17 protein-coding genes are annotated in these 21,099 nt (G+C 62.6%); 10 read left to right on the top strand and 7 right to left on the bottom strand.

All coding sequences use genetic code 11. From position 1 onward, the window contains the following. Positions 1-68: 68 nt before the first annotated feature. From KO516_RS05720 to KO516_RS05730, 3 genes are all read right to left on the bottom strand, one after another. Positions 69-1,109, bottom strand: coding sequence for a glycosyltransferase (locus KO516_RS05720; protein ID WP_216002837.1), 1,041 nt, complete (start codon positions 1,107-1,109; stop codon positions 69-71). Positions 1,110-1,177: 68 nt separating this feature from the next. Further along, entirely contained in the window at positions 1,178-2,089 is a 912-nt protein-coding gene (locus KO516_RS05725) for a glycosyltransferase family 2 protein (RefSeq protein WP_216002838.1), read from the bottom strand. A 178-nt stretch (positions 2,090-2,267) separates the two neighbouring features. Next, positions 2,268-3,620 carry a polysaccharide biosynthesis/export family protein gene (locus KO516_RS05730; protein WP_371742037.1) on the bottom strand — a complete coding sequence of 451 codons (1,353 nt, stop codon included), beginning with the start codon at positions 3,618-3,620 and terminating at the stop codon, positions 2,268-2,270. On the opposite strand from KO516_RS05730, the gene KO516_RS05735 reads away from it, so the two are divergent. Then, the gene (locus KO516_RS05735) at positions 3,559-4,752 is read left to right on the top strand and encodes a glycosyltransferase (protein WP_252737425.1); all 1,194 of its coding nucleotides are present in this window, start codon (positions 3,559-3,561) and stop codon (positions 4,750-4,752) included. The genes KO516_RS05730 and KO516_RS05735 overlap by 62 nt on opposite strands. A gap of 115 nt (positions 4,753-4,867) precedes the next feature. Here KO516_RS05735 and KO516_RS05740 read toward each other — a convergent pair whose 3' ends face one another. Together KO516_RS05740 and KO516_RS05745 are read right to left on the bottom strand one after the other, a co-directional pair. Beyond that, positions 4,868-8,353, bottom strand: coding sequence for a G8 domain-containing protein (locus tag KO516_RS05740; RefSeq protein WP_216002840.1), 3,486 nt, complete (start codon positions 8,351-8,353; stop codon positions 4,868-4,870). A gap of 1,235 nt (positions 8,354-9,588) precedes the next feature. Next, on the bottom strand, positions 9,589-9,927 hold the full coding sequence (locus KO516_RS05745) for a hypothetical protein (protein ID WP_216002881.1): 339 nt from the start codon (positions 9,925-9,927) through the stop codon (positions 9,589-9,591). 2 nt (positions 9,928-9,929) lie between these two features. On the opposite strand from KO516_RS05745, the gene KO516_RS05750 reads away from it, so the two are divergent. Both KO516_RS05750 and KO516_RS05755 read left to right on the top strand, forming a co-directional pair. Beyond that, positions 9,930-10,736: a sulfotransferase domain-containing protein gene (locus KO516_RS05750; protein WP_252737426.1), complete on the top strand. Its 807-nt coding sequence runs from the start codon at positions 9,930-9,932 to the stop codon at positions 10,734-10,736. After that, complete coding sequence (locus KO516_RS05755; RefSeq protein ID WP_216002842.1) at positions 10,733-11,896, top strand: glycosyl transferase; 1,164 nt, start codon at positions 10,733-10,735, stop codon at positions 11,894-11,896. Before KO516_RS05750 ends, KO516_RS05755 begins: the two co-directional genes overlap by 4 nt. A gap of 12 nt (positions 11,897-11,908) precedes the next feature. Here KO516_RS05755 and KO516_RS05760 read toward each other — a convergent pair whose 3' ends face one another. After that, complete coding sequence (locus KO516_RS05760; protein WP_216002843.1) at positions 11,909-12,856, bottom strand: glycosyltransferase family 2 protein; 948 nt, start codon at positions 12,854-12,856, stop codon at positions 11,909-11,911. Between the two features lie 250 nt (positions 12,857-13,106). Between KO516_RS05760 and KO516_RS05765 the strand changes: the two genes are divergently transcribed. The 5 genes from KO516_RS05765 to KO516_RS05785 are packed head-to-tail and all read left to right on the top strand — an operon-like array spanning position 13,107 to position 18,046. Further along, entirely contained in the window at positions 13,107-13,706 is a 600-nt protein-coding gene (locus KO516_RS05765; protein WP_371742033.1) for a family 16 glycosylhydrolase, read from the top strand. Beyond that, positions 13,699-14,661: a glycosyltransferase family 2 protein gene (locus tag KO516_RS05770; RefSeq protein WP_216002844.1), complete on the top strand. Its 963-nt coding sequence runs from the start codon at positions 13,699-13,701 to the stop codon at positions 14,659-14,661. The genes KO516_RS05765 and KO516_RS05770 overlap by 8 nt, the downstream gene beginning before the upstream one ends. A gap of 5 nt (positions 14,662-14,666) precedes the next feature. Further along, positions 14,667-15,809: a glycosyltransferase family 1 protein gene (locus KO516_RS05775; protein WP_371742034.1), complete on the top strand. Its 1,143-nt coding sequence runs from the start codon at positions 14,667-14,669 to the stop codon at positions 15,807-15,809. Further along, positions 15,806-16,738: a sulfotransferase gene (locus tag KO516_RS05780; protein WP_371742035.1), complete on the top strand. Its 933-nt coding sequence runs from the start codon at positions 15,806-15,808 to the stop codon at positions 16,736-16,738. The genes KO516_RS05775 and KO516_RS05780 overlap by 4 nt, the downstream gene beginning before the upstream one ends. A gap of 39 nt (positions 16,739-16,777) precedes the next feature. Beyond that, a complete protein-coding gene (locus tag KO516_RS05785) occupies positions 16,778-18,046 on the top strand; it encodes an O-antigen ligase (RefSeq protein WP_216002846.1) in 1,269 nt (422 codons plus the stop codon). On the opposite strand, the gene KO516_RS05790 is transcribed toward KO516_RS05785, so the two are convergent. Next, on the bottom strand, positions 18,043-19,455 hold the full coding sequence (locus tag KO516_RS05790) for an oligosaccharide flippase family protein (protein ID WP_216002847.1): 1,413 nt from the start codon (positions 19,453-19,455) through the stop codon (positions 18,043-18,045). The genes KO516_RS05785 and KO516_RS05790 overlap by 4 nt on opposite strands. Positions 19,456-19,727: 272 nt before the next feature. Between KO516_RS05790 and KO516_RS05795 the strand changes: the two genes are divergently transcribed. Further along, complete coding sequence (locus KO516_RS05795) at positions 19,728-20,882, top strand: glycosyltransferase family 4 protein (RefSeq protein ID WP_216002848.1); 1,155 nt, start codon at positions 19,728-19,730, stop codon at positions 20,880-20,882. After that, complete coding sequence (locus tag KO516_RS05800) at positions 20,879-21,088, top strand: hypothetical protein (protein WP_216002849.1); 210 nt, start codon at positions 20,879-20,881, stop codon at positions 21,086-21,088. The genes KO516_RS05795 and KO516_RS05800 overlap by 4 nt, the downstream gene beginning before the upstream one ends. The last annotated feature ends 11 nt before the right edge of the window (positions 21,089-21,099 follow it).

Here is a 21,099-nt window from a genome sequence, read left to right on the forward strand (position 1 = left end):
TGTCGATCAGATTTCGCTGGAGGGTCCATGGTTCGTGTCGACAGGGGAGGTTGCCAGTTCAAGTTTATCTATCCGTCATTGGAAAACGCACGTGGTGAGATCACGTTAGACGTATTCAGTCCGCCGGTGTCCGAAAGGTCGGCCCCGGTGATGATCTCTCGTACGGCATATTGTTTAAGACGCCGGGAATTTGCGAAGATTACGATCTCGCCAACAAGTCCGATGGCCACGATCTGCACGCCCATCACCACCATCAGCACAGCAAAGATAAGCGCAGGGCGATCTGCGAGCGGCTCGCCCATCAGCTTCTGTCCGATCAGCACCGCCGTGGCCAGCATGCCAAAGACAAAGATCGGCATGCCGATCGCGCCGAAAAAGCGCAGCGGGCGGCGCAGGAAATTCAGCACGACGTAAAGCGTGATCGCATCGAAAAAGGCCACGAAATGCCCCAGCGGGCGGAACACGTAGCGGGCGGGCGCCTTGCTTCCAGAGGATGCGCTGCGCAATTCGACCTCGGTCAGCTTGTAGCCACGCAGCCCGGCGATCACCGGAATGAAATGCTGGCGCACGCCAAATCCGGTCACGTCGTCAAGCACCGCGCGCCGCGCCAGACGCGTGCGGCAGAAGGGATCGCTGGGGCTATGTCCGAACAGGCGCGCCAGCAGGCGGGTGAAACGCCGCCGCCGCCAGCCCTGCCAGCCATCCTGCGGCCGGTTCTTCCGCGCCACGGTCAGCATGTCGGCATCGCCCAGCATCTCGGGGAGACGGGGCAGATCTTCGGGGGCCACCTCGGGCCATCCGGCAAGGGTCAGCACCAGCTCGCCGCGTGCCCGGCGCATCGCCACGGTCAGCGCGGCGTCGTCGTCGCGCCAAGGCCGCTGCCCCAGCACCAGCAGTTCGGGCCACTCGTCGCTAAGCTGGTTCAGCGCGGCCATGATCGTGCCATCGCGCCCATCGGTGGCGCAGATCACTTCGTAGGGTCGATCCATCGCATCAAGGTCTGGCCGGACGCTGGCCAGCGTCTCTGTCAACTCTTGCATCGGCTCTGCGGCCACAATGACCGACAGAAGCCCGGGGGGTGGTTTGTCGATGGATCCGCCAATTGTCATGAAAACCTCTTACGCAAAGTGCTGATGATAAAACTACAAGGCCCGCCCGGATGGCCGGCACGCCATACTTATGGCTCGCGTTGCTGAAATATGGCCCCGGTAACCAGGCCTAGGAACAGCAGGAAGACCGCCAGCGTCACCAGCAGCCCGACCACCGCCGTCTCGACGACAAGATCGGGCCCGCCCATCGTGAGGGCCGCGAAAAGCGCCATGGCCGCCGACAGGGCTGCGGCCCCGGAAAAGCGCGCCAACGGGCGGCGCGTGAAAATTTGCAAAGTCTTGATCGAGATAAGATCCAGCAGCACCTTGAACACGCGCGACAGGCCGTATTTCGACACGCCAAAGCGCCGTGCGTGATGGCGCACCCCAACCTCGGCCACCCGAGCCCCCATCTGCGTCGTCATCGCAGGAATAAAGCGATGCATGTCGGAATAGAGCGGGACGCGCTTGATCACCTCGGCCCGGTAGACCTTGAGAGAACACCCATTGTCGCGGATCGGAATGCCGGTGACCTTGCCAATCAGCCAGTTAGCGATCTTCGAGGGCAGCTTGCGCGTCAGGAACTTGTCCTGCCGGTTGATGCGATAGCCGACCACAAGATCGTAGCCTTCGTCCAGCTTGCTGAGCATCATCGGAATGTCGAGAGGATCGTTCTGAAGATCGCCGTCCATGGTCACGAGATAGCGTCCGCGTGCATGGTCGATCCCGGCCATCATCGCGGCGGTCTGGCCGAAGTTGCGCTGGAACCGGACCACGACCAGCCGCGGATCGCTCTGTGCGATTTCGGCAAGGCGTGCGACCGAGCGATCGCTTGAGCCGTCGTCGACAAAGACCAGCTCGAACGAACGCTTCATCGGTTCCAGCGCCGAGACGATCTCCTTGTGCAGGAGTGCGACATTGTCTTCTTCGTTATAAATGGGCACGCAGACCGAAACCTCGGGGGCGCTGCCGGAAACTGATGCGGTGTATTCCAGTGGCATGGATACGCAGCCTCTTTGTCCATCAAAAACCGGGTCCGACCGGGGGACAGTGACCCGATAACCAGACCCGCACATTTACCAATTGCGCCAACTGTAGCACAGTCGCTTTCTATCGCGACCTTTTTCCGCAGCCAAACGGATTTGCCAATAGGCCTCCGGCAAAACGCCTGTTTCGGCGTCAGTTTCCGCTTGCGCCAAGCTGCGCCTCGACCTCCAGAACATCGGCCGGAAACAGCCGTGCCGTCGCGTCGACCTGCAGGCTCTCTTCGCTGCTATTGCCCTGCCGGGTGATGCGATAGCGCATCTGGACATCGGGCGCGCCTTGCGTCGTCGCCAGCATCGCCTCGGCGCCAACCAGCAGACGCAGATTGGTGTCCCGGCGCGCCGCGAGCCGCTCGCTCTCGGCCTCGCTCTGCTGCAATTGTTGCAGGATCTCCAGCCGCCGGTCGGCTTCAAGAGCGATTCGTTCGCGGTCGAGTTCCGACAGATTCTGCCGCGCCCGATAGATCGCGGTTTCCGTGTCCAGTTCGCGCGCCTCGAGGTTGATCAGCTGACCCTGCAGGGTCACGAGATTGTCCGATCGCAACAGCCCGCGTTCCTGAAGCGTCTCGGCCTTTTCCACCGAACCGCGCGTCAGCGCGACCTGCTTGGTCAGCCCGACAAGCTTTTCCTCGAGCGCCGCAATCTCGGTCTGAAGCAGGGCGCCGCTGTTCTCGAGCGATTCGATCGCGCGATTCTGCCCTTCGCGACGGCTGACGAACAGGTCACGCTCGTGCGCGATGATCTTCTCCAGCGCCTCTGGCCCGTCGGGATGCGACAGGTCCTCGGGCGCGGTGAACACGCTGGCGCCGCTCATTTCTGCGCGCAGGCGGGCGGCGCGCACGGCTTCGCGGGTGGCATCAAGGCTCAGCTCCCGCAGGTTACCGACGGTGCGAACCGCGGCGCTTTCGCCCTCGAGCCCGTCGATCAGCGTGGTCGTGGTGCCCCCCGCCAGCGCCATTGCCTGTTGCACGGTCAGACCGGGCGAAAACGGGTAAGCGCCGGGGCGGGCAACCGCCCCTAGCACATAGATCGGCCGGTACTCGACCACGGAAACCGAGACGCCGGGCTTGTCGACAAGCCCAAGGCGCGTCTGCAATTCGGTTTCAAAGGTTTCGGCAATATCGGACAGGCTGCGGCTTGCGGCGGGCACCGCGCCCACGATCGGCATCATGATCAAGCCGTCCGTGCCAACGGAGTAGGTGCCGCTGAGCGCGCTGAACTCGGAAAACTGCAGGGCGATGCTGTCCCATTGCACAATCCGCACAGAGATCTCGTCGCCCGTATTCAAACGGTACGTGTCTTGTGCAATGGCGGGGCCCGTCAGGGAAAAAAGCCCAAGCGTGGCAGCAAGGCGCAGCAGGTTTGTTGTGCGATTGCGACCTGTATGGAATAACTCGTTCATTCGGGTACCCGGGACTATGGCTTTTATGACCGTAATTACAGCAATTGTGCCGACCTTTAACCGCGCGAATTTCCTGCGCGAGGCCATCGACAGTTTGACCGCGCAAACACTGCCGGTCGAGGAAATTCTGGTGTGGGACGATGGATCTACCGATTCCACGCCGGAGGTGGTCAAATCCCTGTCGGGTCCGATCCGATATTTCCGCAGCGCCAATGGCGGCAAGGCCCGGGCGCTCAACGGGGCGATTCGCGAGGCCCGCGGGGATCTGATCTGGATTTGCGACGATGATGACATCCTGTTTCCGGATGCTGCGGAGCGTCTGGTTGCGGCGCTGGCGCGCAGCCCGAATGCCGGTGTCGCCGCTGGCAGCTACCGTCGCTTCCGGGACGATCCGTTGACCGGTGAGCGGATCGAGAGCGGGCCGGGCTATTGGCCAGATCTGTCTCAGGGATCGGTTCTGCGCCACCTTCTCGAGGATATCTTCCTGTTTCAGAACGCCACCCTGGTGCGCCGTACCCTCTATGACAAGGTGGGGCCATTCCGCGAGGATCTGGCGCGGTCCATCGATTATGACATGATCGTTCGGCTTGCGCTGCACGCGCCCTTCGCCGTGATCGAAGAGCCGCTGTTCAAGCAGCGCAAACATGATGGCGTGCGCGGTCCGGCGGCGGCGCGCCACGCGGCCGCCCAGTCGGACGCGGTGTGGAAAGACGCGGACCGCGCGCTGTTCGCGCCCTTTCGCGAGTCGATTCCCCTGTCGGTCTACGCCGGGCTGTTTGACGGCGCGCTTGCGCAGCGGGCCGGTCGCCTGCAGCGGGGCTGCGTGTTCGCACGCCGGACGGATTGGGAGAGTGCCCTTGAGGATTTCGAGGCCGCGGCGTTGCTTTCGCCCGATATCGCCTTGTCCGCTGTTGAGGTGGCAATCTGCCGACGTTCGGTTGCGGGCAAGCATGGCATGGCCGAAGCTCTGACCGGGACCAGCCGTTCCCGGCTTGATCGGCTGGCCGGTTCCGGCCCGCTCGGAGGACAAATCGCCAGCGCGATTGCACGCGGAGCGCTATGGCGGGGGCGGGCGGCGCTTTCTTCAGGGCAGTTTGCGGAGGCGGCGCAGATCGCGCGGTTCGTCCTGTCGCCGACGCTGCGCAGCCGTGGGGCGCGGCCTGGCGGGCCTGCAACGCCGCTAACGGAGCGGGCCGAGCCACTGCAGCTTCTTGGCTGAAGCATTGAGCTTAAATGTAGAACCCGCGCAGGCTGTGCTGCGCGGGCCATGACCGGCGCTGCGCCGACACAAAGTCTTGCCCCGGCGCAGGTTGGCGCCGGGGTTTGTTGTTGGCTCAAGCAAGCATCGAGTCGGAGACCGTGAAGATCACTGACTGATCCACCATGAAATCGGATTGTTCGACGTCGTTCAGAACTGCGAGCGCGTGAAAGGTTCCGTCCACGTCGATGCCGACCCGAAGGCCCGGCTTGATGTCCTTGAACGACACCGCATCCATCATTTCTGCCTCGTTGAAGCCCAAGACGTCGGCAATGCCGGAAAGGTCGATCTGGTCTCCCTCAGTCTGCGAGAAATCCGTAACGGTGTCGCGATAGCCGTCCAGCGTATCGGCGGTAAAGACGAAGGTGTCCGCCCCCATACCGCCGGTCAGACTGTCGATATGAAGGTACCCGTCGATGAAATCATCACCATCGGTCCCGACAAGGGTATCCCGGCCCTCGGTCCCAAGCATGACGTCCTGCTCAACGGTCTCGCTGGTCTCGTTCGCGGGTTCCCCGGCCTCGGCCTCGGTTTTGGTACCAGTATCCGTGTCGGTTTCCGCCGGCACGTCGGGCTCGCTTGGGGTCTCTTCGGTGCTGGTGTCTGGCTGGTCCTTTGCCACGTCCCCACTCGTTAGGATCATCGAGTCCTGGATCGAGAAATCGGCTTCCTTCACGCCTTCAAGAGCCGCCAGCGCGTGGAATTCCCCGTCAAGCTCGATGCCGACGCGCAGGCCGGGCTTGATGTTCTTCACCGAGACAGCCTCTAGCATGGCGGCCTCGTCCAGCCCCATGGCATCGGCAATCCCGGACATGTCGATGAGATCGCCCTCGGCCGATGAGAAATCGGTGATCCAGTCGCGGTAACCGTCGAGCGAGTCGGCGGTGAAACGGAAGCTGTCCGCACCTTTGCCGCCGGTCAACGTGTCGGTGAGATAGCCGCCATCCATAATGTCGCTTCCGGCGGTTCCGACGAGTGTATCTCGGGCAGAGGTTCCGAGAATGATCGTGTCGTCGCTGCTTCCTGCCGTATCGCCGTCGGTCGCACCGGCGGCGCTGTCATCATCGGGCGTGCTGTCCGTGGCGTCTTCATCTTCGTCGTCTTCGACAGTATCGTCCGGCACGCTTGCTTGCGGTGCGTCGGGAGTGTTGTCGACGACGTCGCCTTTCGTATCCTCGTCGGTTGTGGTCTCGCCGGAATCGCTGTCCGTTTCAGCGTCAGGCATTTCCGTGCCCGTCCCGTGGTCGTCGGTGTCGGTATCGCTGTCGTCGTCTGTCGACGGGGTGGTCTTGCCGTTCGTCGTGTACCATTCCGGATTGTTGATCGTCGGCGTGGGATAGGAGTCGAGCACATACGGCGAGAGCTCGGCCTCGGTCATGTTGACGACCTCGATCTCGATGATGACCGGGTGTTGATCACCTGTCAGACGATCGGTGATCCAGTTCACCACCGGGCTCACCCAGGTGCCATCGTCTTTCTGGATGACCCCGTGCAGATCAAGGAACATCTCAAGGGTGAATTCGCGAAGCAGCCCGCCGGAAGAGGCCCCTAGGAGCAGGTCGATGCCTTCGAAATCCTTGCTCGTGCCCTGTCCACTCGGTGTTTTGGCAACCACGTATTCGTTGAAGTTGCGCACCCCGACGGAGTCGGTGATCGTGCCGGTGAAGTTCAGCGTGAGATCATTCTTGCCGATGGTCATGTCAGACCCGGCATCCGGTGTGAAGGTGATGGCCTCGATCGGCGTCAGACTGGAACTGTCGAGGATCTGCGGCAGAGCGTTGGTGTAGTCAATTCCGTGGAGGGTTTTGTAATAGTCGATCAGATAGCTCTCAAGCGCGCTGCTGCTTACGTTGCGCATCAGGTCGTCCTGGTCGATGTCGAGCCCGACATTCACGAAGTCCGTATCGATCAGCACCACTTCGTGGTTCAGGCCCCAGCTTTGGTAGCCGGTATCGAAATCATATACTTCGACGTTGTTGAACACGACGGAAGACGTCTTGCGCATGATCGAAAAGCCGACGTCCGATCCCTGCCAGACCGAGTCAATGAACATGTAGTTTGACGCGTAGTTGTCCAGCGATACCGCCTTGCTGCCGCCCCAGACGGTAAATTCGCGGAAGACACTCATCGTGTCGGTATCGTCAGAGAACTGGCGGTGGAACACCCGCAGGCCTTCGCCGGTGGCGATCGAGGTGTTGTTGTTGAAATCGATGATCGGCGGTTCTTCGTGATCGAGCGCCACGTCGAAGGGCGAGGGATCATAGGGCAGCTGTTCGCGTTCGAACATCTGGCGGTGGATGCCGTCCTTGGGCGCCGAGGGGTTCGCCGCGTCTTCGGGGAATTCCTCGATTCCAAAGTAATTCCAGCCGATGGCCGCGTTCGCGGCGATGTTGTCCTGCTGGATGATGACGCGCGACTGGTTCTCGTAGGCCGAACCTTCGACACCGACGGCGTCGTGCCCGCTTAGATAGGTGCTGGCGACCGAGCTTACGAGGTTGCCCGTCCACATCCCGGTTTCGTCGCCATCTTCGGACACCATGCCTGCGCCGACCGTGTCATAGATGATGCTGTCCATGATGTTGGCGTCCGACGAGTGCTGGACGATGCCCCAGCCCGGCGAGCCAGACACCGAGACGCCCTGAATCATGTTGCTCGGGCTGTCCGGGTCGGTGCCGATTTCGTGCAGGTGCAGCGGGTAGCGGCCTGTCGGGTTGGTCGACGTTCCGGTCGGGATGCTTTCGTCGGTACGGCCGAGGTCGGTAAATTCGGCGAACATCGCCGAGTTTGCGTTCTCGCCGTGATCGACCATGTCATTCATCAGCATCACGTGACCGCGCACCCCATCGGGGTTCTCGGAGGTGAAGACCACATTGCGCGACAGGTTGCCCACATAGGTGGTGAAATCATAGCCGGCGGGCGGCTCGTGATCGTAGTTCAGCGGCTTGTCGAAGGTGACGGTCTGGCCTTTGACCGAAACGATGGTGCGTGTCTCGTCGGCGCTGCCGTCGCCGGTGCCGACGATCAGGATCGTGTCGCCGACCTTCCAGTTGGTCAGGTCGCCGTCCAGATCGACAGAGCTGGACCCACGGCTGACGGAATTGCCGGAAATTTCGAGATGGCTTTCCTTGGCGGCGCCGTTGATGTCGACATGGCCCATGGCAACAAGCCCATGGCTCAGCATTTCGGGATCGGTGTCGGTGTCGATGGGCGTGTCGCGGAAAATGATCTGCGCGGTGACGTCTGCATCGACAGCCGTATCATGCATCGAGCCGATCTCGATCTGCGATCCCATGTCGGTGACAATGGTCTCGACCAGCATGGTCGTGTCCTGATCGGTGGCCCAGTCCAGCATCCCCGCGACCCGGACGGTCGCCAGCGGAGTCGTATCATCCACATCGTAATCGACGGTAATTCCGCTCGGGATGTAGACATGCGCCTCGGCGCCCGGAACCTGCCCGTTTTTCCAGGTCGACGGATCGGACCAGGCACCGTCTTTCACTGCGACATGGGTCGCTTCGTCGACGGGAGCGAGCGCATCCAGCTGCGCAGCATGCTCTGTCATCATAGGTATTTCCCTTCATTCTTTTCCGTGGGTCGCGCGAAGTGCTCAGAGTGATTGCACGCGACGATTTCGGTTGCCGTTGGCTCAACTGGATTGATGGCTCGGGCCGCGATCGATCGCGGTTGAAGAGCGCACAAAGTTTCCGAATACGATGCCCATCCCCATGGACCCGCATTTCAAGCGAAGCTGACGGTATGATTTCCCTCTTATTTCAGACTTTTAGAGCCGTCTTTTATCTTGCGGTATTCGTGCCCGGTGACTCTGTCCCGTCGTTTAGTTTTCCCCATGGTTCAGAGCCTCAAACTGTTCTACCGTGTTACGTCCAACTGATTTTGCGGCCTGTCGCCCACAAGACACCGGCCCTTACGTTGGGTCGGGATTGATGATCAAGAAAATCGAATGTGTCTCTTGGTTGAACCTCACGTGGCTGGCTGGTCTGACGGGGGTGACTGTTATCCTTGTGGGTGAAGAATTGGCTAACGGAAAACCTTGAACTTGCCTCGAATTCGCCGAATTGGGCGGTTTCGTGCCGACCCCGGTATGCTGATTCAGCCTGTCACGGGCTGCTGACACATAAGCGCGTCTGCGGGCAAAAGGTTAATTTTGGCGTACTGCAACGGGTTGTCCCGATTGCCTATAAGTTGCCGCAAAGTCAGCGGGCGCTGAGCGAAGTTCTGCCCACAACATATGACCCATTTTGTGTCAGCTAAGATTTTGCCGATTCAAGCATCAGAATGAGGCGCTGCTGTCACGTTTCATGCGCTATGCGCACAAGCTTTGGGGGTGCGGGCACCTTGAAATACGTCGCATGACACGTCTTGCATGCGCAGAATCGGCGCGGCAGAACAGTACGGACAGGGCAGACCAATCGCCGCGATAGAGATCGGGCGTCACGCATGTATCAGGCGCCGCCAGGGGCAAGAACGATCCAGCACGGCCTATGAGAGAGCCCAAGCGATAGGCCTGAGTGACCCCCGCCGTCATCGCCAGCATATGGAATGCGACGAAGCTGCTCACCCCTCAGCACATCAGTGCGACCCCAGGAGGCGAGGGGCCGTGCTCTTCGCGGGTCTCTTCGGGCATTGTTTGATCCTCTTTGCGGATGCGGTCGTCGATCATTACCCCCTTAAAATGCCTTGGAGCTGCGATCCGGAGCGGTCAGCAAAAGCGTATCTCAGGCCATTTAGGTACAGCCCTCCTATCCTTTCGATCATCTGCAGCAGGGCGCGGAACGTTCATGCATCGATATGCCCGAAGCATCGCGTTTTAGCCGCATGAAGGCCGGAGCTGACTGTCTTATCCAGCCCCAGCGGGCACGGATCGTGCCGGTTCAAAAAGTCGCCCTTCGCCTCACCCCAGCCGGTTGCGCACCCCGGTTCGAAGATGACAGAATGAGGTTGGTGGATCAGATCCTCGGCGTTCCCTGGCAAATCCTGGGGGCCTGCGGACCTGGCATGGCCTTCAGCCTTGCCAGAACGAGGATCATCGCAGATAATTTTTTGGTAGTGATTTAAGGAGGCGGAGTATGCGCCCGGGTTTGATTGGAATAGGCGCACAAAAATGCGCATCGTCATGGTTGCATGCGATTGCTGGGTCACACCCCGAAATCGGCATTTCAGACCCTAAAGAGGTCGATTTCTTCTCGTATTACTTCGACCGTGGCTATGCGTGGTATGAGGGCCATTTCGTCGAGGGCCCGTCGACGCGCGTCTATTTCGAAAGCTCGCCATCGTATTTCCATGACCCGCGCGCGCCAGAGCGGGCCTTTGCCTATCGCTCGGATCTCAAGGTGTTGGCTCTGCTGCGTGATCCGATCAAGCGCGCCTTCTCAAATCACCTTCACGAGATCATCAAGGGACATATCCTGCCCTGCACCTTCGAGGACGGTCTGGAAAACAATCCGGCCTATGTGGAGCAGGGCCTTTACGCGACGCATCTTGGCCGCTGGTTCGATGCGTTCCCCGCCGATCAGGTGCGCGTGATGTTTGCCGAGGAAATCTCGATCGACGCCGGCGCGGCCGCGCGGGACGTGTTTGCCTTTTGCGGTGTCGATCCGGCCTTCGACAGCCCGATCCTGCATGAACGCCGCAACGAAAGCGACCGGGCCCGGCTGCCGGTTCTGCGCACCGGGCTGCGGGCGGGCGGGGACTGGCTGCGGCGTCAGGGCATGGAACCGGCGCTGGCGCGGCTCAAGCAGACGGGGCCTGTTTCGGCGCTGCTGAAGGCCAACAAGGTTGATATCCGCAGCGAGATTCCTCCGATGACCGCAGACACCCGCGCCGCGCTGACCGAGCGTTTTGCACCCGAGATGGACCGGCTGCGGCAGATGCTGAACCGCGATCGGCTGCCATGGGATGCCGTGCGCCTCGCGTCCGCGTCATGAGCAAAGCCCGCCCGAGGCTGATCGTCTTTGGTTTTGACGCGGCCGAAGCGGCGCAGATCCGACGGATGCGCAGCTATCTCGATTGCGGCTTCGATGTCATGGGGTTCATGATGCGGCGCGCGAACATGAACCTTGATTTCAAACCGTTCTGGGACAATGTGCACCTGTTTCAGACCATCAACGGCGGTCTGCCATGGCGGGTCGCGGCGGTTGCGGGGTCGGTGCTGAAGGTGCTGCTGCATCGCCGCAGTCTGGTGGGCGCCGATGTCATCGTCGCGCGCAATCTCGATCTGCTGGCCGTCGCCGTCGCGGCACGGGCAATGGTGCGCCCGAAGCCGCGGGTGATTTACGAATGTCTCGATATCCACGGTTTGATGACCGATCCGGGGCTCAAGGGCCGCGTGACCCGCGCGCTGGAACGCGCCTTGCTGGCCCGCACCGACGCGCTGATCATCTCGTCTCCGGCGTTTCTGCGGGAATATTTCGCGCCGGTGCAGAAATGGGACGGCCCCGTTGCGTTGGTCGAGAACAAGCTGTGGATCGAAGATGGCGGGCCCGGTCGACCTGCGCCGCCTAGCGCCGCCACGCCGGATGAGTGGACCGAGGAAACACCGATACGGCTGGCGTGGGTCGGAACGCTGCGCTGTGCCCGAAGCCTTGATATCCTCGCGCAAGCCGCGGAACGCATGGGGCCGCGGCTACAGATTGCCCTGCATGGGGCGGTGCATCACCACGCCGTGCCCGATTTCGACGCCATCCTTGCCCGGCATCCGAACATGACGTGGCACGGCGCCTATGATTATCCCGACGATCTTGCGCCGATCTACGCTCAGAACGATCTCGTCTGGTCGCAGGATCTTTGGCAATGGGGCACCAATTCGACGTGGCTTCTGCCCAACCGGATCTACGAAGCAAGCTATTTCGGCTGCCCGTCGATTGCCGTGGCCGGTACCGAGACCGGCCATCGGGTCGAGAACGGCCTTGGCTGGACGGTGCCCGAGCCGAGCGCAGATGCGCTCTGCGCCTTGCTGAATCGGCTGACGCCCGCCGAGGTCGCCGCCCGGCGCCAAGCGCTGTTGTCGAGACCTGAATCCGAGTTTCGCCAGTCCGCCGCAGAGATCAGCAACGCCTTGCGCGCCGGGATGCCCACCGCCGCCTGACGATGCGCAGCTTTATCGGGCCGGCCTGATCCGTCGTGTCATCGCCTCAGCCACCTGCCTCAGCAGCCGGCCCGCCGCTTGGGGGCGGCGCAGCAGCGCGGCGGCGGCGGCGGCAAGGCGACCGGCCCGCAGCGCATGCAGCACGGCTTCGGTGGTGCCAAAGTCGAGAAAGCGCCGCATGTGCCGGCGCAGCAGCCGCCGCGCCTCGGGGGAAAGCCGCTGCGCATGCTGGTCCAGAAATGCCGCATCCGCCCGTGCCAATGCCGTTGCATGATCCGGGTTCAGCCGGGAGGAGATCGTTCCCGATGCGCGTGTATAAAGGTAGCCCGCCTTTGGCAGGACCCACAGCGCACCCCCCGCCGCAAGCACAGCGGCGATCAGGTGGAAGTCTTCGCCGTTGCGCAGGGTTTCGTCGTATCGAACCCCATGGCGTTTCATAAATTCTATCCGGATCAATGGCTTGAGATACCCAAGACCCGGCTTGCCCTGTTCCGCCTGACACCCGGCAAGAAAGGTCTCAAGATCCCAGCAGACGGGCTCTGTCAGCCTCAGCGATGCAAGATGCGTCGGCCCGGCGGCATGGCCCGCGCCATCGACGGGCTGAAAATCATCATAGATCGCATCGGCGCCCTTCGCCTCGCCAAGCGCGATCATCGAGGCAAGCCGCCCCGGTGCCATCGCATCGTCAGCGTCGAGCACCGCAACCCAGCGCCCCTGCGCCGCCGCGAGCCCGGCGTTGCGCGCCGCTGCCGGGCCGCCGTTGCGCGACTGACGCAGCGCCCGAACCCGCCCGTCCTGCGCCGCCAGATTCTGGGCCAGCGCGAAGGTCCCATCGGGCGAGGCATCGTCGATCACGATCACCTCGACCGAGACATCATTCTGCGCCAAGGCGCTGCGCACGGCATGGGCAAGGCTCGCTTCTGCGCACCAGGCGGCGATGATGATTGTTGCGTCAACCATTTGGGCGATCTACCATCTGCTCATAGTTCGTTACTTGGTTAGGAATGCGCGCATGCGGATTACCCGCGTCTTCCCGTATTATTCAATCTTGGCGGGGTTTGTTCTTTGCGCAACCGTCATTGAGTCTCCGGCCGCTACGAGCGGGGCTTTTCTGACACGACTCGACGATCTTCAGGACGACGGGGCGTGGTACGTATCGACCTTCGCCATAAAGCGCGACAGTTTTCGCACGGCGTGGAAGCGAGGGTCTGTGACACGGCCTCCATCTGGCGGAACCATGCTGTCGCTGGTGCCCGCCCCGGTGGAATCGTCCAAGGATTTCTTTGGAGCAGAGCTTCAGCGCAAGCAGCGCACCCATTTCGGCCGCTACGAGATCGTGATGACCGCCGCGCGCGGCTATGGGGTGATCTCGTCTTTCTTCACCTACACCGGGCCGTTCTTTGGCGACACGCATGAGGAAATCGACTTTGAATTCCTTGGGCGCGACACCACGAAGGTCTGGCTGAACCGCTTTGTCGATGGCCAGAAGCTGCCGGGCCAGTGGACCGACCTTGGCTTTGACGCGGCGGATGGTGCGCATACCTATACGCTCGACTGGTTGCCCGACCGGCTGGTCTGGTCGGTCGACGGGCGCGAACTGCTGCGGGTCACCAGCGCCGAAACGGCGATTCCGCAGATCCCGCAGCGCATCTATCTGAACATCTGGGGCGGGGGCGCCGCGCAGGAGGGGTGGGCGGGCGAGGCCCCGGATCAGATCCGCGCCCATGCGATCTATCATTGTCTGTCCTATCGCCCGGTCGGCGCGGACGCGCCGATGTGTTCTGACAAGTCGGAGCCGGTGCATGACTGAGCCGTGCGTCTCTGTGCTGATCGCGGCGTGGTCTGCCGAAACGACGCTGATGCGCGCCATCGACAGCGCGCTGGCCCAGAGCCTGCCGGTCGAGGTGATCGTGATCGACGATGCCTCGCCCGACCGCACCGCAACCCTTGCCGAGGCGCGGGCCGCCACCGATCCGCGCCTGCGGGTTCTGCGCCAGACGCGCAATCAGGGCCCGGCAGCGGCGCGCAACCGCGGGCTTGAAATCGCCCGTGGCGAGTGGGTGACGGTGCTTGATTCCGATGATTTCTTCTGCGAGCCGGACCGGTTGGCGCGGCTGGTGGCGCTGGCCGAGGCCGAAGGCGCGCAATTCGTCGCAGACGATCTTTGGAAGCTTCAGGACGGGGCGCTTGACGGGCCGCGCCGCAGGATGATCTCTGACCAGCCGCTGGGCGTCGTATCGCTGGATGCGGCAGGTTTCGTGGCGGGCAACCTGTCGTCCTGGCATGGTGGTCGGCGCGAATACGGCTTTCTCAAACCCCTCATGCAACGGCGTTTTTTGCGCGAGCATGGGCTGTGCTATGCGCCCGATATCCGGCTTGGCGAAGATTACGTTCTCTACACACAGGCGCTGATCTCGGGGGCACGTTTCGTGCTGACCGATCCGATGGGCTACGCTGCCGTGGTGCGCTCTGGCTCGCTGTCGGGCTGGCATCCAAGCGAGGCGCATGAGCGGCTGATCGCAGCGGATCGCGCGCTTCTGGCGCTTCCGGGCGTCGATGCGCCGACCCGCAAGGCCCTGTCCGCCCACCTGATGGAGCAACGCAAGAAATGGGCGTGGCGGCAGCTGATCGACGCCAAGAAGGCCGCCGATCCCGCCGCCGCGCTGCGCTGTTTTCTGGCGCCGCCGCCGGTTCTGGCCGATCTGCTCGGCAAGCTGGGCAAAGAGGTCGCCTCGCGCCTTGGGCGCAGGCTGGGTTTGCGGTGAGCGCAGTGTTCGACATTCTCGTGGTTGCCGATCCGCGATTTTCCGGTGGCAGCACCTCGGCGCTGGTGGCGGATGTGACCGCCATGGCAGAGCTTGGGGCCTCGGTCGGGCTGGTGTTTGTGCGCTCGGGCTATCTGGACGATGCGCGGGATGCCGAAAACCCCAAGGCGCTGGCGCTGGCCGATCTGGACGGCGTCACGCGGATCTCTCCGGGCACGGAGGCGCGCGCGGGGCTGGCCTTTCTGCATCACCCACTGGTGTTCTTTCGCGGCATCGAAGAACGGCTGACCCTGAGCGCCGAACGCTCGGTGATCGTGACCCATCACGCGCCGTTTCGCTCGGACGGCTCGCTGGAATGGGATCCGGTGGTGACGCGGCGCCGGGCCCGGCTGGCAACCGGCCTGTCGGCATGGTTTGCGCCGATCTCGGGCGTGGTGCGCGCGCAGCTGGCCAGTTTCGCGCCGCTGATCCGGCAAAGCAGCGGCGATTGGCCCAACGTGTTCGATCCGGGCGATCTTGCGCCGACCCGTCCCGCGCTTCTGGGCCCGCCTTTGACCATCGGGCGCCATGGCCGCCCCGATCCGCTGAAATTCCCTGCCACGGGCCCCGAGATCGACGCCTCTCTGCCGGCAGAGAACGGAACTCGCGTGCGGGTCCTTGGCTGCCCGACCGAGGCGCTGATCGCCCGGGGCGCTCATACCGACCGCTGGGAGGTGCTGCCCTTTGGCGCAGAGCCGGTGGCGCAATTCCTCAATTCGCTCGACGTTTTCACCTATCACTACCACCCCAACTGGCTCGAAGCCTTTGGGCGCACGGTGGCCGAGGCGATGCTTTGCGAGCGTCCCTGCCTGCTGGACCCGCGCTTGAAGGCAACCTTTGGCGACATGGCCAGCTATTGCCAGCCCCATGAGGTGGCAGACGCCTTGCGCCGCATGGCGGCCGCGCCGGACGCGGCGCTGGCCCGCGCCGCCGCCGCGCGTGATACCGCATTGCGCCGCTATGGCGCCGCCGGGATGGCGCAGCGGCTCGAGGCACTGCGGCGCGATCGCGGTGATGCTGGCAGGGCGGGTGCCTCGACCCCTGCCATGCGGGTGGCCCGCAAGGCTGTGGGGCTCTATCGTCGCAGGGCACAGGGGGACAGTGGGTGAAATCGTCAACGGGCACCATTCAGAAGGGGCGGCGCGAGCGGATCCGAACCGGCTTTGCGCTGGCCATGATGCTGCGCCGCAACCGGCAACGCAGCGACGGCAGCCCGCCGCCGCTGTTCATCATCGGCTCGGGTCGGTCGGGAAACACGCTGGTGCGGCGCGTTCTGATGGCCACCGGCGCGATCCACATTCCTCCCGAGACATTCGTGCTTGGCGACATCATCGAAAGCTGGTCGCGGCTGCACGGCCTGATGTGGCGCGAAAAGGTCTGGCTGTTCTGCGCCCATTTCGAAAAGCATCCGCAATTTGCCGATTTCGGGCTGGTGAACCTCAACGATTTCGCCGCCGAGGCGATTGGCCTGACCGATCGCTCGTTGCCGTCGCTGATCGCGGCCTTCTACCGGTATCTTGCGCGGGCGGACCATTCCGAGGCGACACGCTGGGGCGACAAGACCCCCTACAACACCTTCCACCTGCCGGCGCTGCGGGCCGCCTTTCCCGATGCGCAATTCCTCTGGCTGGTGCGCGACGGCCGAGATGCGGCGTTGTCCTACGTCGAGGCGGGGCTTTATGACGATTTCCAGACCGCTGCGGCGCGCTGGGTCGATGCGAACAGCGCCTGCGAAAGCCTCGCGCAGACCGGGGCCGACGTGTTTCGCATATCCTACGAGGCCCTCGTGGAAGACCCCGAAGCCAGCTTTCAGGACATCTGCGACTGGGCCGGCCTGCCGTTCGAGCCGGCGATGCTGACGGCGCCAAGCGCAAGGCTGGGCGATGTCGAGGCCCATGCGCATCATGAAAATGTGCGCTCACCGATCTCGGCGAAATCCGTCGGGCGCTGGAAGAGCCGGCTGAGCCGCGAAGACCTCGCACAGGTGCGCGGAGAGTTTGCATCCATGTTGGAGAAGATGGGCTATGAACCACATTAACGCGCCCAGAACCTCGCAGACGTGGCAGGGCAAGCCGCAATGACAAGTCTTGCCCAGCCGATTCATGGCGGAAGCCAGCATGGCAGGCTGCGTCTGCATATTTCGAACGAGCGTCGGGATCTGCTGCTGTTCGCGCTGTGGTGCCTTGTGACCTTCGTGCAGTTTCCGGGCGATAGCCTGATCCTCTACCCGCTGGCACTGTACTACAGCTGGGCCATCCTGCGCGATCAGTCTCGCATCGTCACGTTGATGGCCAAATCATGGGTGGTGTTGCTGTTCCCGATATGGTGCCTGATCTCGCCGATCTGGGCGGTCGAGCCAGCGGCCGCGTTCAAGAAGGCGGTGTATCTCGGGCTGACGATCATGATCTGCTATCAGGTCGCGGCGACGATGCGGCCACGTGCGATCCTGTATTCCCTGTTCATCGCGGTTGGCGGCATCGGCTTGATCAACGTGGTCTATGCCTATGGCACCGGCGATATCACCACCGGGATTTTCGCGCAGAAGAACACCATGGGCAAGAACATGGTGGTGCTTTGGGTGATCTGCGTCAGCGTCTTCATCGACAGCGGCTCGTCACGGGGCATGCGCCTCGCCGGGCTGGCAATGTCCGGTGTTGCGGTGCTGATGGCCTTTCACAGCGAGTCCGCCACCGCCGTGCTGCTGATCTTTGGCACGGGCGCGCTGATCGCCCTTTCGGTGATGTTCCTGATCGGCGGCCTCATGCGCCTGAGCCGCGTCGCCGCGCTGTGCTTCGGACTGGCGTTCACCAGCATCGTCGGTGCCGTGCTTGTGTCGAACATGCAGTCGAACCCGGCGGAGCTTGTGCTTCAGCATTTCGGCAAATCCTCGACCCTGACCGGCAGAACCGTGCTGTGGGACTATGCCGAAATGCAGATCGCCGAGCGGCCTTTGCTGGGGGTCGGCGAAGACGGGTTCTGGCAATACGCCCAATCGCCGCTGGTGCGAAAGATCTTTTTCGAGTTCTACAAGAAGCCGGGGGATTCGTTTAACTTTCACAATTCGTTCTACGAAATCACCGTACATCAAGGGCTTATCGGCGTGGGTATCGCCAGCATCGCGCTGATCTGGGCGCTGCTTCAGGTGGTGCGAGGGGCGCTGGTGTTTGGCGCGACACCGCAGATCTTTTTCCTTGCGATGGCTGCGGCGGTTCTGGCGCGCAGCATGACAGAGGCCGATTTCCTCAAGCCCTTCGTGCTGTTTCACATGGTGCTATGGATCGGCGCGCTGTCGTCGTTGCGCCTGCGGATGCAATACGAGGACGCGTGGCGATTCAAGGAATCCTAGCGCCCGAAGACGGCGAGGGCGTCACGCAGGCGCTGGCGCAGCAAGACGGCGGCCACGGCCCAGACGGCAAGCAGCAGCAGTGCCGCCCAGACCAGTGTCGCCCATCCCGAAGTCACCGCGGTCAGCCCGCGCCCTGCAAGCCATAGCAGCAGGCCAATGGCAACCGGCGTGGCCAGCGCGGCATAGGCGGCCTTCAGATCAAGCGTGACGGCGCGCCCGACGTGCTGCCACTGGCGTGGAATGAATAGCAGCGCCGCCACCGAGAGCGCCGCCGCCACCGCCGTGACCCCGAAGGGCAGGGCGATCGCGACAAGGATCAGGCGCAGCAGCGTTCGTTCCACCCCCATCCGCAGCTGCAACCCGGTCTGGTTCATCGACTGGAACAGCACCCCGGCGTGGGAGATCGACGCTTCGATGGCAATTCCCGGCGCAGCCAGAGCAAAGATCATCGCCGCCGGGATCCATGTGTCGGACAGCAGCAACGCAAAGGCGGTCTCGCCAATCGCGGCCAGCAGCGCCATCGGCGGTATGATGACAAAGCCAAGCAGCAACACGCCCCGCACGTAGATGTCGGCCACCCGCGCGCTGTCGCGCTGCGCGGCGCTCATGTGCACAAAGGCGATGCGCGCGAAGGGGGCGGCAAGCCCTTGCAAGGGCAGGTTCTGAATGCGCTGGCTCATCGAATACTGACCGAGCGGCGCGCTGCCATGCGCATAGCCGATCATCATCATCGGGATCTGCCGCTGCGCCGTCATTAGAAGCGAGACACCAAGCACGTTGCGGGCAAAGCCGATGTGATCGCCAAGGGGCAGGCGCTTGCGCGGCGACAGCGGGCGAAACCCGCTTAGCAGCACCGCCCCAAGGCATTGGACCAGCGCAAGCGTGATCTGCTGGGCGATCAGCGACCAGGCCCCGGCCCCGAGCATCGCAAGGCTGACCACGATCACGAACCCGGCGATGGCCGCGACGATGCGCAGCGTTGCCAGAACGGGAAATCGCTTTGACCGCTCCATCACCGCAGTCGGCACTGCCGACAGCGATTGCAGGAAGGGCACCATCGCCAGCGCCATGATCAGCGGCCCGACAGAGGGCCGGTCGAACAGGCCCGCCCAGAGCGGCGCGATCAGCATCAGTGCCACCCCCAGCCCAAAGCCGATGAGGCAGAGAAACCAAAAGACGCTGCTCCATTCTGCGGCATCGAAACTGTTTTTGCGGATCAGCGACCGGCCAAGCCCCGCGTCGCTCAGCAGCTGGGCAAAGACGGTCACCGTCATCGCCAGTGCAACGTCTCCGAAGGCTGCAACGTCAAGATAGCGCGCCACGATTGGCAGGACGAGCAGCTGCGATAGCGTGATAAACACCTGCGATCCTGACAGCGAGCCAAGATTGACCAGAAAATGCCTTGCCACAAGAAAACTCCCGGAGAGAATATCGCTCAAACAATGCGATGGCACGCTACGATCAACTTCACTAGCCTGATTAGTCAGGTCAAGAGTGCGTAATCTGGCAGGAAATCGTTAAGGTTGACTTTCTACCGGATCAGGGCGCCAATGATGCCATGTACCTTGTGTTCACTCTCATCTGTACGGAGAGACATATTGAGCCTCAACCTTCGTTGTTCGTGCCCAAGATGGCGAGTTTTGCCGATATTTTGTGCGTTCCGCGCTGAAAATGGCCCTCTATGCGCATTTTGATTCTCGCCCCACAACCGTTTTTCGTGCCGCGCGGCACACCGATCGCGGTGCGCGCCCTGATGCAGGTTCTTGCCGGGCAGGGGCACGAGATCGACGCGATCTGCTTTGCCGAGGGCGAAGATCCCGGCATTCCCGGTGTGGGCCTTTACCGGTTGCCAGCCTTGCCCGGACTGCGCAGTGTGCCGCCCGGTTTCTCGCTGAAGAAATCCGTCTGCGATGTGATCATGCTGCCGATGGCAGCGTGGCGGCTGTGGCGGGGCAAATATGATCTGGTCATCGCGGTCGAAGAGGCCGCCTTTCTTGCGCTCGCCCTGAAACCGGTCTTCGGGGTCCCGTATATCTATGACGTCGACAGCTCGATCCCCGAACAACTGAACGACAAGTTCGCCTTGCCTGGCTGGCTGCACAGGCTGCTCTCGCGCGCCGAAGCGCGGGCGGCGCGGGGCGCGGTCGGGGCAATCACCTGCTGCCGCGCGCTCGAAGAGCTCGTAAAGGGCTATGTGCCGGGCCTTCCGGTGCAGACGCTCGAAGACGTGACGCTGATCGCCGAGGCGGGCGCGCCGCCCGAGGATTGCCGCTTTGACGAGCCCGTCATCATGTATATCGGCAACCTCGAAAGCTATCAGGGCGTCGATTTGTTGATCCGCGGGTTTGCCCGGTCCGAAGGGCCGGGGCGTCTGGTCATCATCGGCGGGGTGCAGGCCCATATCGACGCTTTGCGCAAGCTGGCGGATGAGGTTGGCGCCGCCGACAGGGTCAGCTTTCTCGGGCCGCGCCCGGTCGAGCGGATCGGCGATTATCTGTCGCGGGCCGACATCGTGGTGTCCCCCCGCACGCAGGGGCGCAACACGCCGATGAAGGTGTATTCCTATCTCGACAGCGGGCGGCCGTTGCTGGCGACACGCCTGCCGACCCATACGCAAGTGCTTGACGATGAGATCGCGCTGCTGGTCGATCCGACGCCCGAAGACATGGCACGGGGCATCGCGACCCTGCTGAGCGACGCAGACCACCGCGCCCGGCTGGTCGAGCAGGCCCGCCGCCGCGTGGCGGCCGAATTCAGCCCGGACGCTTACGCCCGCAAACTGACGTCGTTTCTGAATGAAACCATCGCCCCGCGTCTTGCAGAGGAAAGGCAATGACGGAGTCGATGCGCCGAAATTGGGGAACTGCTTGGCCTTTGACCGTTTCGCAAAAATCCGAGCGGCCCGATGAATTGGAAAAGATGCGCAATATCAAATCTCTGCTTGCAGATGTCCATCTGTGGTTGTGCCGTCTTTTGGATATGCAGCTTGAACAGTTTCCGCAGGGGAACTTTACTCGATTCAAGAGATTTCAATCAGTCTAATTCACATCTGG

Origin of the sequence: Citreicella sp. C3M06, from assembly GCF_018860705.1 — a bacterium.
Lineage (GTDB): Bacteria > Pseudomonadota > Alphaproteobacteria > Rhodobacterales > Rhodobacteraceae > Salipiger.

Coding starts and splice junctions, on each gene's coding strand:
- KO516_RS05730 (WP_371742037.1), bottom strand. CDS start 3,620: ATGGCCTCGCGCAGGAAATTCGCGCGGTTAAAGGTCGGCACAATTGCT.
- KO516_RS05755 (WP_216002842.1), top strand. CDS start 10,733: ATGAGCAAAGCCCGCCCGAGGCTGATCGTCTTTGGTTTTGACGCGGCC.
- KO516_RS05770 (WP_216002844.1), top strand. CDS start 13,699: ATGACTGAGCCGTGCGTCTCTGTGCTGATCGCGGCGTGGTCTGCCGAA.
- KO516_RS05735 (WP_252737425.1), top strand. CDS start 3,559: ATGACCGTAATTACAGCAATTGTGCCGACCTTTAACCGCGCGAATTTC.
- KO516_RS05725 (WP_216002838.1), bottom strand. CDS start 2,089: ATGCCACTGGAATACACCGCATCAGTTTCCGGCAGCGCCCCCGAGGTT.
- KO516_RS05785 (WP_216002846.1), top strand. CDS start 16,778: ATGACAAGTCTTGCCCAGCCGATTCATGGCGGAAGCCAGCATGGCAGG.
- KO516_RS05800 (WP_216002849.1), top strand. CDS start 20,879: ATGACGGAGTCGATGCGCCGAAATTGGGGAACTGCTTGGCCTTTGACC.
- KO516_RS05720 (WP_216002837.1), bottom strand. CDS start 1,109: ATGACAATTGGCGGATCCATCGACAAACCACCCCCCGGGCTTCTGTCG.
- KO516_RS05760 (WP_216002843.1), bottom strand. CDS start 12,856: ATGGTTGACGCAACAATCATCATCGCCGCCTGGTGCGCAGAAGCGAGC.
- KO516_RS05745 (WP_216002881.1), bottom strand. CDS start 9,927: ATGACGATGCGCATTTTTGTGCGCCTATTCCAATCAAACCCGGGCGCA.
- KO516_RS05740 (WP_216002840.1), bottom strand. CDS start 8,353: ATGACAGAGCATGCTGCGCAGCTGGATGCGCTCGCTCCCGTCGACGAA.
- KO516_RS05795 (WP_216002848.1), top strand. CDS start 19,728: ATGCGCATTTTGATTCTCGCCCCACAACCGTTTTTCGTGCCGCGCGGC.